Annotated in this window: 13 protein-coding genes; all 13 read left to right on the top strand. The window is 69.0% G+C overall.

All coding sequences use genetic code 11. The annotated features are described in order from the left end of the window. Positions 1-48 precede the first annotated feature (48 nt). The 13 genes from ASG27_RS00880 to ASG27_RS00820 all read left to right on the top strand — a co-directional run bounded on the left by ASG27_RS00880 (position 49) and on the right by ASG27_RS00820 (position 16,321). Positions 49-1,695 (top strand): hypothetical protein, encoded by a 1,647-nt coding sequence (locus tag ASG27_RS00880; RefSeq protein WP_056410356.1) that lies wholly within the window; start codon positions 49-51, stop codon positions 1,693-1,695. 13 nt (positions 1,696-1,708) lie between these two features. Continuing rightward, complete coding sequence (locus ASG27_RS00875; RefSeq protein WP_056410354.1) at positions 1,709-2,659, top strand: UPF0280 family protein; 951 nt, start codon at positions 1,709-1,711, stop codon at positions 2,657-2,659. A 27-nt stretch (positions 2,660-2,686) separates the two neighbouring features. Continuing rightward, positions 2,687-3,328, top strand: a complete 642-nt coding sequence (locus ASG27_RS00870) for an amino acid synthesis family protein (protein WP_056163220.1) — start codon at positions 2,687-2,689, stop codon at positions 3,326-3,328. Between the two features lie 53 nt (positions 3,329-3,381). Next, positions 3,382-3,966 carry an amino acid synthesis family protein gene (locus ASG27_RS00865; RefSeq protein ID WP_056410352.1) on the top strand — a complete coding sequence of 195 codons (585 nt, stop codon included), beginning with the start codon at positions 3,382-3,384 and terminating at the stop codon, positions 3,964-3,966. 78 nt (positions 3,967-4,044) lie between these two features. After that, positions 4,045-5,250: an ABC transporter substrate-binding protein gene (locus ASG27_RS00860; RefSeq protein WP_056410350.1), complete on the top strand. Its 1,206-nt coding sequence runs from the start codon at positions 4,045-4,047 to the stop codon at positions 5,248-5,250. 229 nt (positions 5,251-5,479) lie between these two features. Continuing rightward, positions 5,480-7,387, top strand: a complete 1,908-nt coding sequence (locus tag ASG27_RS00855) for an ABC transporter permease (protein WP_056163228.1) — start codon at positions 5,480-5,482, stop codon at positions 7,385-7,387. Further along, positions 7,384-8,184, top strand: a complete 801-nt coding sequence (locus ASG27_RS00850; protein WP_056410348.1) for an ABC transporter ATP-binding protein — start codon at positions 7,384-7,386, stop codon at positions 8,182-8,184. The genes ASG27_RS00855 and ASG27_RS00850 overlap by 4 nt, the downstream gene beginning before the upstream one ends. Next, positions 8,181-8,930 (top strand): ABC transporter ATP-binding protein, encoded by a 750-nt coding sequence (locus ASG27_RS00845; protein ID WP_056410346.1) that lies wholly within the window; start codon positions 8,181-8,183, stop codon positions 8,928-8,930. Before ASG27_RS00850 ends, ASG27_RS00845 begins: the two co-directional genes overlap by 4 nt. Positions 8,931-9,002: 72 nt before the next feature. Next, positions 9,003-9,728, top strand: coding sequence for a bifunctional nicotinamidase/pyrazinamidase (gene pncA / locus ASG27_RS00840; RefSeq protein ID WP_056411548.1), 726 nt, complete (start codon positions 9,003-9,005; stop codon positions 9,726-9,728). Between the two features lie 121 nt (positions 9,729-9,849). Further along, complete coding sequence (locus tag ASG27_RS00835) at positions 9,850-11,022, top strand: ABC transporter substrate-binding protein (RefSeq protein WP_200912358.1); 1,173 nt, start codon at positions 9,850-9,852, stop codon at positions 11,020-11,022. A 195-nt stretch (positions 11,023-11,217) separates the two neighbouring features. After that, entirely contained in the window at positions 11,218-11,709 is a 492-nt protein-coding gene (locus tag ASG27_RS00830; protein ID WP_056410345.1) for a (2Fe-2S)-binding protein, read from the top strand. Then, on the top strand, positions 11,706-15,473 hold the full coding sequence (locus ASG27_RS00825) for a molybdopterin cofactor-binding domain-containing protein (protein ID WP_056410343.1): 3,768 nt from the start codon (positions 11,706-11,708) through the stop codon (positions 15,471-15,473). Before ASG27_RS00830 ends, ASG27_RS00825 begins: the two co-directional genes overlap by 4 nt. A gap of 119 nt (positions 15,474-15,592) precedes the next feature. Next, positions 15,593-16,321 (top strand): hypothetical protein, encoded by a 729-nt coding sequence (locus ASG27_RS00820; RefSeq protein WP_235504147.1) that lies wholly within the window; start codon positions 15,593-15,595, stop codon positions 16,319-16,321. Positions 16,322-16,385: the final 64 nt, after the last annotated feature.

The following is a 16,385-nucleotide window of genomic DNA, read 5'->3' as shown; positions in this document are numbered from 1 at the left end:
GCAATGCGCGTACAAGCATTTGAAAAGATGCAATGAATGGGCTCCACGATGACTGAACACACCAAGACCGACGGGCTTCCAGGCATGGATGCGCCAGAGCTGCCGCAGGTGCTGGAGCGCGCCCGGCCGCGCAACGAGCGCATGAACGCCGCCAAGGTGGAGTGCAACGCGTGCCCGGTGCTGTGCCAGATATCGGAAGGCCGCGCCGGCGCGTGCGACCGCTATGCCAACCACGCCGGCGTGCTGGTGCGCGTGGACCCGGTGGTGCTGCTGCGCAAGACGCTGGAGGCGGGCGAAGTTGCGCTGGTGCCGTTCGCAGGCCGCTCGTCCGCGGCGGATGCCGGCGCGCCGGTGGATGCCGAAGGCGGCACCGCCGACGGTACCGCCGCGCAGCACGCCTGGAGCGGCGACCTGTTGCTATCGGAAGAAGTGTTCGTCACCGGCGTGGGCTCGTCCACCACCTACCCCGACTACAAGCCTGCGCCGTTCATCGTGGGCTCCAAGGTCGATGGCGTGGACATGGTCACCGTGGTCACCGAGGGCATCTTCAGCTACTGCAGCTTCAAGGTGAAGATCGACACCGACCGCTTCCTCGGCCCCGAGCAGGCCAACGTGCGCTGCAAGGGCGAGGTGGTGGGGCACGTCACCACGGCCGAATACGGCTCGCAGATGCTGTCGCTCGGCGGCGTGCACCACCTCACGGGCGGCAGCAAGAAGGAAGGGCGCATCGCCAACGAGATGATGCAGCTGCTGGGCAACAAGCAGGCGGTGGAGCTCACCATCGACGGCGGCTCGCAGCTCGTGATCCAGGCCGGCCAGGCGCCCATCGTCAACGGCGTGGCCGAGCAGCGCATGCGCGTGGGCTGCGGCTCCGCGGCCATCGGCATCTTCGCGCGCCAGTTCTTCGGCCAGGCCGATGAGGTGGTGGTGGTGGACGACCACATCACCGGCGTGCTCACCGAGCACCAGGCCGGCCGCTGCCTGGACATGGAGTCCTCGGGCATCCAGATGCGCGGGCGCAAGTCCACCCCGGGCCGCTACTTCCAGGTGGCCAATCCCGGCACGGGTTGGGGCGGCACCGACATCGCCGACCCGTTGTCCATCATCGAAGGCTGGGACGCATCGGTCGCGTGGCCGGGCCTGCGCCTGCTCATGACCTCCACCACGGGCGAGCACGCCAGCTGGTACGTGTTGAACGAATCGCTGGTGCCGGTGGAGGCCGAGATGCCCGATGCGGTGCGCCGCATCGTGGAGCGTATCGGCGAGAACTGCGAGCCCTCGCTCACCTCGGTGCTCTTCCTGGGCGGCGCGGGCGGCAGCCTGCGCGCGGGCGTGACGGAAAACCCCGTGCTGCTTACGCGCTCCATCAAGAACGCGTTGGTCAACGTGACCTGCGGCGGCGCACCCGCCTATGTGTGGCCCGGCGGCGGCATCACTGTGATGGCCGATGTGCTGCGTATGCCCGACAACAGCTTTGGCACCGTGCCCACCCCCGCCATCGTGGCGCCCATCGAGTTCAGCATGCGCCGCACCGACTACGAGGCCCTGGGCGGCCATGCCGACCAGATCCGCAGCCTGCGCGAAGTGCTGGAGCACGGCGCGTGGCACAACGACGGTGCGCCGCAGTCGCTGTCCTGGCAGGCGCTGCCCGCTGGCAACCCCTGGCCGCTGGGCCGCCCGCCCCTGCTGGGCTGAACGGCCTCTTGTCATGCACGCCTGCCGCAACTTTCTGCCCGACGGCCGCTGGCACTTCCAGCACGGACCCATCGACCTGGTCATCCAGGCCGAGGGTGAACGCAGCGCCGTGGCTGCCGCGCACGAGCGCGCCTGGCAGCGCTTCGAGGGGCTGCTTCAAGAGCTGGTGAACGAGCTGCCCGGCCTGCGCGCCCCGGTGGGTGAAGCCACCTCCTTGCAGGGTGTGGTCGCGCAGCGCATGTGGCAGGCCTGCCACCCGTACCGCAAGGGCTTCATCACCCCCATGGCCGCCGTGGCCGGGGCGGTGGCGCAAGAGATCCTCGCGTGTTTCGCGCAGGACGGGATTGCCCGCGCCTGGGTCAACAACGGTGGCGACATCGCGCTGCACCTCGCCCCGGGCCAGTCGGCCTCGGTGGGGGTGTATGCGGACATCGCCAGGCTCGATGCCGCCCAACTGCGCCACGGGCTGCTGCTGGACGGCCAGTTGCGCATCGACAGCACCATGCCGGTGCGCGGCGTGGCCACCAGCGGTTGGCGCGGGCGCAGCCAGTCGCTGGGCATTGCCGACAGCGTCACGGTGCTCGCGCGCACCGCGGCCGAGGCCGACGCCGCCGCCACCGTGGTGGCCAACGCCGTGAACGTGCTGGACGAACGCATCACCCGCATGCCCGCCTGGCTGGTGCGCGACGACAGCGACCTCGGCGCCATTCCCGTCACGGTGGATGTCCCGCCGCTGCCGCGCGCACAGGTGCTGCGCGCGCTGCACCAAGGGCTGGAAAAGGCGCAAGAATTGCAGTCCCGCGGGCTGATCTGGTGCGCGCTGCTCGCGTGCCAGGGCGAGTTCGCGGCCACCCGCATGCCCGAGGCAGCGCTGGCGGGGCTGCCCGCACGCACCGAAGGCCCGGCAGGCGCGGCAGGCGCGGTGAGCGCGGTGCACGAAGAAGTTGGTTCAGTATTTGCTTAACGAATTCACAAGCCCACAGGCCATCCCATGATCCAGATACGACGCGTTTTCACCCACCTCGAGGACATCCGGCACGAGTTCGGTCCCGTGGCCGATGTGCCGCTGCTGCGGGGTGCCATCGGCGCGGTGCTGACCAACCCCTACGCCGGCCGCTACGAGGCCGACATCCTGCCCATGATGGAGGCGCTGCAGGACGTGGGCCTGGACATGGCGCAGCGGCTGCTCAAGGCCATGGGCGTGCCCGCCGAGCGCATCGAGACCTACGGCAAGGGCTCCATCGTGGGCGCGGCCGGCGAGCTGGAGCACGGCGCGCTGTGGCATGTGCCGGGCGGCTACGCCATGCGCGAACTGCTGGGCTGGAAGGGCGACCGCAACGCCTACGCCAAGGGCCAGGCCGAAGAGAAGACGGGGCAGCCCGCCAACGCGCTGTCCATCGTGCCTTCCACCAAGAAGGTGGGCGGCCCGGGTGCTGCGCTCGACGTGCCGCTCACGCACATCAACGCCAGCTACGTGCGCAGCCACTTCGATGCCATGGAGGTGCGCGTGCCCGGTGCGCCGCTGGCCGACGAGATCGTCTTCATCCTGGCCATGACCACCGGCCCGCGCGTGCACGCCCGCGTGGGCGGCCTCAAGGCGCAGGACATCAGCCAGTGGAACGGCCTGCGCTAGGGTCCCGCACCACAACACGAACGCAACAGTACAAGAACCCAGGAGTACAAGACATGCCCGCCAAGATCCGGAAAATCATCGTGCAGACCGACGAAGTGCGTGTGGAGATGGGCCGCGACGTGCAGCCGCCCGTGCGCAAGGCCCTGGCCATGGCCGTCATCGAGAACCCGTTCGCCGGCCGCTACGCCGAGAACCTCGACGAGCTCACGGCCATCGGCGAAGAGCTGGGCGCGCTGCTCGGCCAGCGCTGCGTGTTGGCCCTGGGCATCGAGCCCGGCCAGGCGCACAGCTACGGCAAGGCCGCCATCGTGGGCGAGGCCGGCGAGCTGGAACACGCCGCCGCCATCCTGCACCCCAAGCTCGGCGCGCCGCTGCGCGTGGCGGTCGAAAAGGGCGCCGCCCTCGTGCCGTCCAGCAAGAAGATCGGCGGCCTGGGCACCGCCATCGATGTGCCCCTGGGCCACAAGGATGCCGCCTACGTGCGCAGCCACTTCGACGCCATGGAGGCCCGCGTGGCCGATGCGCCCCGCGCCAACGAGATCGTGGTCGCCATCGTCGTCACCGACAGTGGCCGCCCGATGCCCCGCATCGGTGGCCTGCAGGTCGCCGACATCCAGGGCGTGGACGGCCTGCGCTGAATGCGCCGTACCGCACTACCATCTCCCCCGTTCCCGACCATCTCCCACACCCACCCTACCTTTTCCAGGAGTGTTCCCATGACGATGCGACAAAACCTCATGCGTGCCACGGCCGCAGCCGCGCTGGCCATCACGCTGGCCCCTGTGCACGCACAGGATGTCATCAAGATTGGTGAGATCAACAGCTACAAGGCGCAGCCCGCTTTCCTGGAGCCCTACAAGAAGGGCATGGAGCTGGCGGTGGACGAGATCAACGCATCGGGCGGCCTGCTGGGCAAGAAGGTGCAGCTGGTGATCCGCGACGACAACGCCAACCCGGGCGATGCCGTGCGCGTGGCCGAAGAGCTGGTCTCGCGCGAGAAGGTGGACGTGCTCACCGGCTCCTTCCTGTCGCACATCGGCCTGGCGCTGACCGACTTCGCCAAGCAAAAGAAGTTCTTCTTCCTGGCCAGCGAGCCGCTGACCGACAAGATCGTCTGGCAAAACGGCAACCGCTACACCTACCGCCTGCGCGCATCCACCTACATGCAGGTGGCCATGATGGTGCCCGACGCGGTGGCCCTGAAGAAAAAGCGCTGGGCGCTGGTGTACCCCAACTACGAATACGGCCAGTCGGCCGTGGCCACGTTCAAGCAACTGCTCAAGGCCGCGCAGCCTGATGTCGAGTTCGTCGTCGAGCAAGCGCCGCCGCTGGGCAAGGTCGATTCGGGCAGCGTGGTGCAGGCCCTGGCCGACGCCAAGCCCGATGCCATCTTCAACGTGCTGTTCGGTGCCGACCTGTCCAAGTTCGTGCGCGAAGGCAACACCCGCGGCCTGTTCAAGGACCGCGAGGTGGTCAGCCTGCTGACCGGCGAGCCCGAGTACATGGACCCGCTCAAGGACGAAGCCCCCAACGGCTGGATCGTCACCGGCTACCCCTGGTACGGCATCCAGACGCCTGAGCACAAGGCTTTCATGACGGCCTACCAGGGCAAGTTCAACGACTACCCGCGCCTGGGTTCCGTCGTGGGCTACAGCGCCATCAAGTCGCTGGGTGAAGGCATCAAGAAAGCCGGCTCCACCGATACCGAAAAGCTCATCGCCGCGTTCAAGGGCCTGCAGGTCACCACACCGTTCGGCCGCGCCACCTACCGCGCGGAAGACAACCAGTCCACCATGGGCAGCTACGTGGGCCGCACCAAGAACGAAGGCGGCAAGGGCGTGATGGTGGACTACCGCTATGTGGACGGCGCCAAGGTGCAGCCGACCAACGAAGAAGTCAAGAAGCTGCGCGCGGCAGACTGAGTGCGCGTTCAACAGGCGGCCCCGCGTGGGCGCCTGCGATCGCCATCTCCCTGCCAGTGTGATCTGTAAAAAGCTGCACCACCGTTCACGCTGAGCTTGTCGAAGCGCTGCGAAGGGCTTCGACAAGCTCAGCCCGAACGGCTTGGGATGGCGCTGCGCGTTTGCCTCACCCACACCGCAGGCACCGACCTGCAGGGATGAACTTTGCCGTGACCCCGAAGGATCTGGAATGAGTTTTTCGAGTTTTATCGTTCAGCTGCTCAACGGACTGGCGGGCGCGTCCTCGCTGTTCCTCGTGGGCGCCGGGCTCTCGCTGATCTTCGGCGTCACGCGCATCGTGAACTTTGCGCACGGCTCGTTCTTCATGGTGGGCATCTACGTGGCCTATTCCATGGTGGCCAAGCTGGGCACGGGCCTCGCGTTCTGGCCTGCGCTGCTGCTGTCTGCCGTGGTGGTGGGAGCGCTCGGCGCGGTGGTCGAGGTGGTGCTGCTGCGCCGCATCTACAAGGCGCCCGAGCTCTTCCAGCTCCTGGCCACGTTCGCGCTGGTGCTGGTCATCAAGGATGCGGCGCTGTGGATCTGGGGCCCCGAAGAACTGCTCGGCCCGCGCGCACCAGGCCTGTCGGGATCGGTGGACATCCTGGGCCGCCAGTTCCCGTCGTACGACCTGTTCCTCATCGTCGTGGGCCCGGTGGTGCTGGGCCTGTTGTGGCTGCTGCTCACCCGCACCCGCTGGGGCACGCTGGTGCGCGCCGCCACGCAGGACCGCGAGATGGTCAGCGCCCTGGGCGTGAACCAGGCCTGGCTGTTCACCGCGGTGTTCGCGCTGGGCGCGCTGCTGGCGGGCCTCGGTGGCGCGCTGCAGCTGCCGCGCGAGCCCGCCACGCTGGAGATGGACCTCAACACCATCGGCGCCGCCTTCGTGGTGGTGGTGGTGGGCGGCATGGGCTCCATCCCCGGTGCGTATGTGGCCGCGCTGCTCATCGCCGAGATCAAGGCCGTGTGCATCTGGCTCGGTGTGGTCGAAATCTTCGGCTACAGCGTCTCGTTCTCCAAGCTCACGCTGGTGGTCGAATTCCTCGTGATGGCCGTGGTGCTGGTGGTGCGCCCCTGGGGCCTGATGGGCCGCCCGCAGGCCGCCAGCCGCAATACCGGCCTGCCCGAGGCACCGCTGCGTGCGCCGGACCGCTGGTTCAAGATCGGCGGCATGGCGCTGCTGGCCGTGCTGGTGCTGCTGCCGATGCTCACGGCCGGCTCGCCCTACCTCACCGTGCTGTTCATCGACCTGTTGATCGCCGCGCTGTTCGCGGCCAGCCTGCACTTCATCATGGGGCCGGCGGGCATGCATTCGTTCGGCCATGCGGCGTACTTTGGCCTGGGGGCCTACGCGGCAGCGCTGCTGGTGCGCTCGGCCGGCATTCCGATGGAGCTGGCCCTGGTGGTGGCGCCGCTCGCGGCGGCCGCCGGTGCGCTGCTGTACGGCTGGTTCTGCGTGCGGTTGTCGGGCGTGTACCTGGCCATGCTCACGCTGGCCTTCGCGCAGATCACCTGGGCCATCTGCTACCAGTGGGACGGTTTCACCGGCGGCAGCAACGGCCTCACCGGCGTGTGGCCCGCGGCTTGGCTGTCGGACAAGCGCAATTACTACTACCTCACGCTCGCGCTGGTCGTGGGCGGCGTGCTGCTGCTGCGCCGCATTCTGTACTCGCCCTTCGGCTACGCGCTGCGGGCGGGGCGTGACTCCGTGCTGCGCGCGGATGCCATCGGCATCGACGTCAAGCGCATGCAGTGGACGGCCTTCGTCATCGCCGGCCTGTTCGCCGGCCTGGGCGGCGCGCTGTTCGCGTTCTCCAAGGGCAGTATCTCTCCCGAGACGCTGCACGTGGGCCGCTCGGTCGACGGCCTGGTGATGGTGCTGCTGGGCGGCATCCAGACCCTGGCCGGCCCCGTGGTGGGCGCGGTCACCTTCACCTGGCTGCACGACACCGTGGCGCGCAACACCGACTACTGGCGCGCCATGCTGGGCGCCATCATCCTCATCCTGGTGCTGCTCTTCCCGCAGGGCATCGCAGGCGCCATCAAGCAGGTCTTCGACAACCGGCGCGAAGCCAAGAACATGAAGGAGGGCCAGGCATGAGCCTGCTCAAAGTCACGGGCCTGGGCAAGTCGTTCGGCGGCGTCAAGGCGGTGGATGGCATCCACTTCGAGCTGGCCGCGGGCGAGCTGCTGGCGCTCATCGGCCCCAACGGCGCCGGCAAGTCCACCACCTTCAACATGGTCAACGGCCAGCTGCCGGCCGACGTGGGCTCCATACAGCTCGACGGGCAGGAGCTGGTGGGCCGCAAGCCCCGCGACATCTGGCGCATGGGCGTGGGCCGCACCTTCCAGATCGCCGAGACCTTCGCCTCGCTCACCGTGGTGGAGAACGTGCAGATGGCGCTGATCTCCAGCGACAGCCGCCTGTTCTCGATGTGGCGCAAGGCCGCGGACCACAAGCGCGACGAGGCGCTGGCGCTGCTCGACCAGGTGGGCATGAAGTCCCAGGCCGACCGCCCCTGCAGCGTGCTGGCCTATGGCGACGTCAAGCGCGTGGAGCTGGCCATCGCCATGGCCAACAGCCCGAAGCTGTTGCTCATGGACGAGCCCACCGCCGGCATGGCGCCCAAGGAGCGCAACGAACTGATGGCGCTGACCAAGCAGCTCGTGATCGACCGCGGCATGGCCGTGCTGTTCACCGAGCACAGCATGGACGTGGTGTTCGCGTATGCCGACCGCATGATCGTGCTGGCGCGCGGGCGCCTCATCGCCGAAGGCAAGCCGCTGGAGCTGCGCGACCACCCCAAGGTGCAGGAGGTCTACTTCGGCACCGGCAAGACCTTCGAGAAGAAAACAGCAGCATCGGCCGCAGCGGCCCCGGCGGCGGAGACGGCATGACCATGACGAGCAGCGCAACGAACGAAGTTCTCCTGAAAGCCCAGGGCCTGCAGGCCTGGTACGGCGCCGCGCAGATCCTCTACGACGTCGACCTGGAAGTGCGCCGCGGCGAGGTCGTGGCGCTGATGGGCCGCAACGGCGCGGGCAAGTCCACCACGCTCAAGACGCTGATGGGCATGCTCGCCAAGCGCAAGGGCAGCATCCAGTTCATGGGCAAGGACCTGTCCAAAAGCGACCCGCACGACGCGGCCCGCCTGGGCCTGGGCTTCGTGCCCGAGGACCGCCGCGTGTTCACCGACCTCACGGTGATGGAGAACCTGGAGGTGGGCCGCCAGCCGGCCCGCCAGTGGCCCGACGGCACGGCCGCCCCGCTGTGGACGCCCGAGGCCTTGTTCAAGCTGTTCCCCAACCTGGGCGAGATGCCCCAGCGCCCGGGCGGCCGCATGAGCGGCGGCGAGCAGCAGATGCTGACCGTGGCCCGCACGCTCATGGGCAACCCGTACCTGGTGCTGCTCGACGAGCCCTCCGAGGGCGTGGCGCCCGTCATCGTGGAGCAGATGGCGCAGATGATCCTGGAGCTCAAGGGGCAGGGCGTGAGCATCCTGCTGTCCGAGCAGAACATGCATTTTGCCGAGCTGGTTTCCGACCGCGCCTATGTGCTGGAAAAGGGCCAGATCCGCTACCAGGCCACGATGGCCGAACTGGCGGCGAACGAGGAAGTCCGGCGAGCCTACCTCAGCGTGTGAAGCGAATCCCCGGCGGTGGCCCCACCGGGCCGCCGCCGATGTGTCAGTGCGTTCCCAACCGGAGTGTTCACCATGCCAACTGCACCGCGTCGTCGCCTTCTTCTCCAATCGGCCGCGTTCACCGTGGCCGGCGTCTGCCTTCCCACCGCGTGGGCGGCGGGCAAGATCAAACCTGGCGAGCGCGCAGCGCTCATCGTGGTGGATGTGCAGAACTGCTTCGTGCCGGGTGGAACCCTGCCGGTGGCCCAGGGCGACGAGGTGGTGCCGGTCATCAACCGCATCGCCACCGCCTTCGAGAACGTGGTGGTCACGCAGGACTGGCACACCCAGGGCCACGCCTCGTTTGCCAGCAGCCATGCGGGCAAGAAGCCGTTTGAAACCGCCAAGCTCAGCTACGGCCCGCAGGTGCTGTGGCCCGACCACTGCGTGCAGGGCACCGACGACGCAGCGCTGCACAAGGACCTCAAAGTGCCGCAGGCGCAGGTGATCTTGCGCAAGGGCTTCCACCAGCACGTGGACAGCTATTCGGCGTTCGAAGAGGCGGACCGAAAGACATCCACGGGCCTGGCGGGGTACCTGAAGCAGCGCGGCATCCGGGCGGTGTTCGTCACCGGCCTGGCCACCGACTTCTGCGTAGCCTGGACGGCGCTCGATGCCAGGCGCCTGGGCTTTGAGACGTACGTGGTCGAGGATGCCTGCCGCGCCATCGACCTCAACGGCTCGCTCGCCGCCGCCTGGAAAAACATGGCCGCCAAAGGCGTCAAACGCATTCAGTCCAGCGACATCGACATCGCGTGACCGCCCGCAGCGCCGGCGCCGCGGCGCCAGGCGTTTGACGGATTCACAACACACCGCAGAAAGTGTTGCAAAGCCCCTCCAGTTAAAGGGAAGATTGCGCCTTTGATGTAAGGAGCGTTTCATGAAGTTTCGTGGGATGGAGGAAGGGCGCATCGACCGCCGGGTGGTGCTCACAAGCCTGGCCGCCGCTGCTCTGGCGGGGGCGGGGCCGGCCGCCGCCGAGACCGGAGTGACGGACTCCCGCATCAAGGTGGGGCAGTCGGCCGTGTTCACCGGGCCTGCCAAGGATTTCGGGGTGGACTACAAGGCCGGCATCGCGCTGGTCTTCGACAAGGTCAACAAGAGTGGCGGCGTGCAGGGCCGCACGCTGGAGCTGGTGTCGCACGACGACGCCTACGACCCCAAGAAGACGGCCGAGAACACCGCCAAGCTGATCGACGAGGACAAGGTCTTCGCGCTGATCGGCTACGTGGCCACGGGCAACCTCATCGCCGCGATGCCGCTGGCCGAGAAGGCGGGCGTGCCCATGTTCGCGCCGCTGGTGGGCACCACGTCGTTCCGCACCACGCACAACCGCTATCTGTTCCATGTGCGCGCCAGCTACGAGACCGAGCTGCGCAAGATCGTGGGCCACCTGGCCACGCTGGGCATCACCAACATCGCCGTCATCTACCAGAACAGCGCGTTCGGCAAGTCCAACCTCGACACCTGCCTGCAGATCGCGCAGGGCCTGAAGGTCAAGGTGGTCGAATCCGTGCCCATGGAGATCGCCGCCACCGACGCCAAGGCGCAGGTCGCCACGCTCACCAAGGCCCAGCCCGGCGCGGTGGTGATGATCATGGCCGGCAAGATGGTGGAGGTCTTCCTGCGCGACTACCGCGCGGCGGGCGCCGCGTCGCCGCTGTACACCATCTCGGTGGGCATCACCGATGCGCCGGGCTCGGCGCAGCGCCTGAACGGCGGCATCGAAGGCCTGGTCACGGCGAGCATCGTGCCGTCGCCGCAGGCCAGCCGCATGCCCATCGTGGTGGACTACCGCAAGGACCGCACCGACGCGGGCGAGAAGATCGACAGCTACACCATGCTCGAGGGCTACATCGCCGCGCGCGTGTTCGTGGAAGGCCTCAAGCGCGCGGGCCGCAATCTCACGCGCGACGGTTTCATCAAGGCGCTGGAAGACATGGGCACGACCAAGATCGGCGACTTTCCGCTGCAGTACGGCCCCGCCAACCACAACGGTTCGAACTTCGTGGACCTGGAGATGTACACGCGCACCGGAGCGCTCAAGCGCTAAGGATATGGTGCAACCCCCTGTGGCGTTTCGCGCCTTCCCCCTTCTCTCGCATTGCTGCGCAATGCGGGAAGGGGGACGCCGCCAGCGGGGCGGGGCGGCCCTTCCGCGGCGGCCCCTGACTTGGGCTGCGTCAGTGTCGTACGTCGCTGACGCAGCAACCGTGTCTTTCGTCCGAAGTAAACAACCATCCAGCAAATGCAGTTAGTCGCTGTTGTCAACGGCCAGCCCTGCCCCCTGCCTGCAGCCACGTCCGGCAGCGCCACGCTGCTGCACGTACTGCGCAACGACCTGGCGCTCAACGGCCCCAAGTACGGCTGCGGGCTGGGGCAGTGCGGGGCGTGCACGGTGCTGGTGGACGGCGTGGCCGCGCGGGCCTGCGTGATTCCGGCGCAGGGCGTGGCAGGGCGTGAGGTGACCACGCTGGAGGGCCTGCCCGCGCGCTGCAGCACCACTGCAGTACGGCACCCGGTGCAGCAGGCCTTCATCGACGAGCAGGCCGCGCAGTGCGGCTACTGCCTGAACGGCATGGTGATGATGGCCGTGGCCTTGCTGGAGCGAAATCCCCACCCGGACGAAGCCGCCATCCGCCGCGAGCTGTCGGCCAACCTGTGCCGCTGCGGCACGCATGTGGAGATCATCCGCGCCGTGCAGCGCGCGGCGGTGTTGATGCAGGAGGCCAGGGCATGAGCACACCGCCCGCCAGCACTGCGCCGCTGCGCGCCCACACGCCCCTGACCCGCGCCGACTTCCACGCGGCCGACGGCGTGCTGCTGGTGGTGCGCAACCCGCCGCCCGCGCCGCCGCCGGTCAAGGGCCAGCCCGCGCTGGTGGCCGGCAACCCGGCCGAGGGCGTCGAAATACTGATCGCCGTGTGGGACGACGGCAGCGTGACCGCGCTCAACGGCCATGTGGACCTGGGCACCGGCATCCGCACCGCGCTGGCGCAGATCGTGGCCGAAGAGCTGGACGTGGACCTGGCCCGGGTGAACATGGTGCTGGGCGACACCACGCGCGCGCCCAACCAGGGCGCCACCATCGCAAGCGCCTCCATCCAGATCCACGCGAAGCCGCTGCGCCTTGCCGCAGCGCAGGCGCGCCACTGGCTGGTGGCCCGCGCTGCAGCGCGCCTGAACGTGCCGGCGGACGCGCTGCAGGTGTCGGGCGGCGTGGTGCAGCTGGCGGCCGACTCCGCGCAGCAGTTGCGCTACGGCGACCTGCTGGCGGGCCAGCACACGGTGCTGGAGCTGTCCGACGCCACACCCACCAAACCCACGGCCGACTACCGCGTGGTCGGCCAGTCGGTGCCGCGCGTGGACATCCCCGCCAAGGTCAGCGGCGAGCTGGTCTTTGTGCACGACATGCGCGTGCCCGGCATGCTGCACGGCCGCGTGGTGCGCCCGCCGTATGCGGGGGCCGACCATGGCGACTTCATCGGCAACACGCTGGCATCGGTGGACCAGGCGTCCATCGCGCACATCCCCGGCATCCGCGCGGTGGTGGTGATCCGCGACTTCGTGGGCATCGTCGCCGAGCGCGAGGAGCAGGCCGAGCAGGCCCTGCGCGAGCTGCGCGTGCACTGGAAGGACTGGCCCGGCTTTCCGCGTCAGGACAGCCCCGAGGCCATCGCCCAGGCCATCCGCGCCAACCCGGCCACGCAGCGCCGCTTGGTGGACGAAGGCGATGTGGACGCAGCCCTGGCCGCGGCCGACCAGCCGATGCCGCGCACCTACGTGTGGCCCTACCAGATGCACGCGTCCATCGGCCCGTCGTGCGCGGTGGCCGAGTGGCGGGCGCAGGATGGCACCGGTCGCCCGCGCATGACCGTGTGGGCCGGCACGCAGAATCCGCACGTGCTGCGCGCCGACCTGGCCCGCCTCATGGGCATGGGCGATGTGGACATCGACCTTATCCGCATGGAGGCCGCAGGCTGCTACGGCCGCAACGGCGCCGACGACGTGGCGGCCGACGCCGCGCTGCTGTCGCGCGCCGTGGGCGCCCCGGTGCGGGTGCAGCTCACGCGCGAGCAGGAGCATTTGTGGGAGCCCAAGGGCACGGCGCAGCTCATGCAGGTGCGTGGCGGGCTCAACGCCGATGGCTCGGTGGCAGCGTACGACTTCGAGACCTCTTACCCGTCCAACGGCGCGCCCACGCTGGCCCTGCTGCTCACCCGCACCATCGAGCCCGTGGCCCAGGCCTACGAGATGGGCGACCGCACCGCGCGCCCGCCCTACCAGTACGACAACCTGCGCGTGGCGGTCAACGACATGCCGCCCATCGTGCGCGCATCGTGGCTGCGGGGCGTTTCTGCACTGCCCAACTCCTTCGCGCACGAATCGTATGTGGACGAACTGGCCACCGCCGCGGGTGTGGACCCGGTGGCCTTTCGCCTGCAGCTGCTGAACGACCCGCGTGCGGCCGAGCTGGTGCAGGCCACGGCCGAGAAGGCCGGCTGGGTGCGCCGCACCGGCCCGCAGCAGCGTGAGCTGGACGGTGGCAGCGATGGCGACTGGGTGCAGGGCCAGGGCTTTGCGTACGCCCGCTACATCCACAGCAAGTGGCCCGGCTTCGGCGCGGCCTGGGCCGCCTGGGTGGCCGATGTCGAGGTCAACAAGCGGACCGGCGAGGTGCATGTGCGCCGCGTGGTCGTGGGGCACGACGCGGGCCTCATGGTCAACCCGGCGGGCGTGGAGCAACAGGTGCACGGCAACGTGCTGCAGACCACCAGCCGCGCGCTCAAGGAGCAGGTGACGTTCGAGCCCGTGAAGCAGGCCGTGGACAACCGCGAATGGGGCAGCTACCCCATCCTGAGCTTTCGTGAAGTGCCCGTCATCGAGGTCATGCACATGCCCCGGCAGGACGAGGCGCCGCTGGGCTCGGGCGAGTCGTCCTCGGTGCCCGGCACGGCGGCCATCGCCAACGCGATCTTCGACGCCACGGGCGTTCGTTTTCGGGCGCCGCCGTTCACGCCCGAGGTCGTGCGGGCGGGCTTGAACCCCCTCACCGCGGCAGCCGAGGCCGCAGGCCGCGGGCGGCCCGGCGACGAGGGCAGCACGCCCACCCCGCCGGCCGACGTGCTGCCCACCCTGGAGCTGCCGGCACCCGCCGTGCCTGCCACCGCCACCTGGCCGCGCCGGCGCAGCCTGTGGGCGCGCGGCGGTGCACTGCTGGCTGGCGGGCTGGCCCTGGGCGCCGCACTGCTGGGCTGGCGCCCGTCCATCGCGCCCGTGGTGCAGACGGCGGGCGGCGCGGCGGTCTACAACGCCGCCACCATCGAACGCGGCCGCCTGCTGGCCGCTGCAGGCGACTGCGTGGTCTGCCACACGGCGCCCGGCGGCACGCCCAACACCGGCGGGCGCGGCATGGAGACGCCGTTCGGTACCGTCTACACCACCAACCTCACGCCCGACGCCGAGACCGGCATCGGCCAGTGGTCGTTCAGCGCCTTCCAGCGCGCCATGCGCGAAGGCATCTCGCGCGACGGCAAGCACCTGTACCCCGCGTTCCCGTACACCGCGTTCGCGAAGATGAGCGACGACGACCTGACAGCGCTGTACGCCTACCTGATGGCGCAGCCCGCGGTGCGCGCGGAGGTGCCCAAAACCGATTTGGCCTTCCCGTTCAGCGTGCGCCCGCTCATGGCCGGCTGGAACGCGCTGTTCCACGACGCCACGCCCTGGAAGCCCGATCCCACGCGCCCGCCCGAGTGGAACCGCGGCGCCTACCTGGTGCAGGGCGTGGGCCACTGCGGCGCCTGCCACACGCCGCGCAATGCGATGGGTGCTGAAATGGGCGGTGCCGCCTTCCTGTCGGGCGCGATGGTCGACGGGTGGGAGGCGCCCGCGCTCACCGCCTTGTCGAAAGCGCCCGTGCCGTGGAGCGCGGAGTCGCTCTACAGCTACCTGCGCCATGGCCACAGCGCGCAGCACGGCAGCGCCTCGGGCCCCATGGCACCGGTGGTGCGCGAGCTGGCGCACCTGCCGGATGGCGACATCCGCGCCATGGCCACTTACCTCGCCTCGTTCACCGCGGACACCGAGCCCGCCGCCGATGCCGTGCAGGCCCGCGAGGCGACGGCCCTGGCCGCCGTGGCCCAGGCCGCCGCACTCGCGCCCCAGCCCGGCCAGGCGCAGCGCCTGTTCAACGGCGCCTGCGCCGCCTGCCACCACGACGGCGACGGCCCGAAGCTGCTGGGCGTGAACATCCCGCTGGCGCTCAACAGCAACCTGCACAGCGACCGGCCCGACAACCTGCTGCAGGTCATCGTGCACGGCATCCGCGAGCCCGCCGCGCGCGACATCGGCTTCATGCCCGCGTTTGGCCATGCGCTCAGCGATGCGCAGGTCACCGAGCTGGCGCACTACATGCGCCAGCGCTATGCGCCGGGCCGGCCCGCGTGGAGCAATGTGCCGGAGGCCCTGGCGCGCGTACGGGCGGGGCCTGCGCATCCTTGATGTGATGTGTTTGGGGCCCTACCGCTGGTTGTTAGGCACTTTGTTGCTATCAAAATCATAGAGTCCGCGCGGGTGTGTATGCCCCGACAATCAGGCCACCGCTGTTTGTCTTGAAACCGATGCCCGTGTCCCCACCGCACCTGTCCAGCCCATCGCGCCGAGGCGGCTGCTTCGCATGGGTTGCGCCGTGGCTGGCCTGCCTCGCGCTGGCAGGCTGCGGACCCGACCTGCAGGGCTCGCCCCAGCCCCCCAAGGAGTTTGGCCCGGTGCAAAGCGCCTGGTTCGGCTGCCCGTCGATGCAGGGCGTGTATGCCTGGCCGCCGGTCGCGGGCGCTTATGCGCAGGGCAGGATCGCCTCCAATCGCCGACCGTGGGAGGGTGGCTTGCCGATCCACATCAACGGCCCTGAGATGCAGATCTGGGTGCAGCAGGCCGGTGGGGAGACCACGCTGCGGACGCGCACCATCAACCGCGCAAGGAACGTGCGCTCCCCGCTCACCCGGCAATGGGGCCTGGCCACCTACGGCGGCGCCGAGACTAGCTGCAGCTCCGGCATGCTCGATGTGGCGCTGCGCGATATCCCCGTGGCCAGCACCGACTACGGCGGCAACAGCGCGCGGCGGGGCTTTCGCCTGGCGCTGATGAAGGATGGATCGCTGGCGGTGGGCATCCGCACCGTTTCCACGGGGCACAAGGGCTCGTACTTCTCGTGGGGCGGGCAGTCGTTCGGCAGCTACGATGCTCCAGACATCGAACACTGGTCCTGGTCCCAGCTGGCTCGCACAGGTCCTGGCGACAAAGAGCCTGCGGTGGTCGACGCTTATGTGCCTGGTGCCACCACGCCATAGCCCAACATCTTGCAGTTGGCGTCTGAAGACCCAGACGAGATCAGCCGCAGATGCGCTGGCGGGG

The organism is Acidovorax sp. Leaf191 (genome assembly GCF_001424425.1).
Classification (GTDB): Bacteria; Pseudomonadota; Gammaproteobacteria; order Burkholderiales; family Burkholderiaceae_C; genus Acidovorax.
This window is presented reverse-complemented; position numbering and strand designations above follow the sequence as displayed.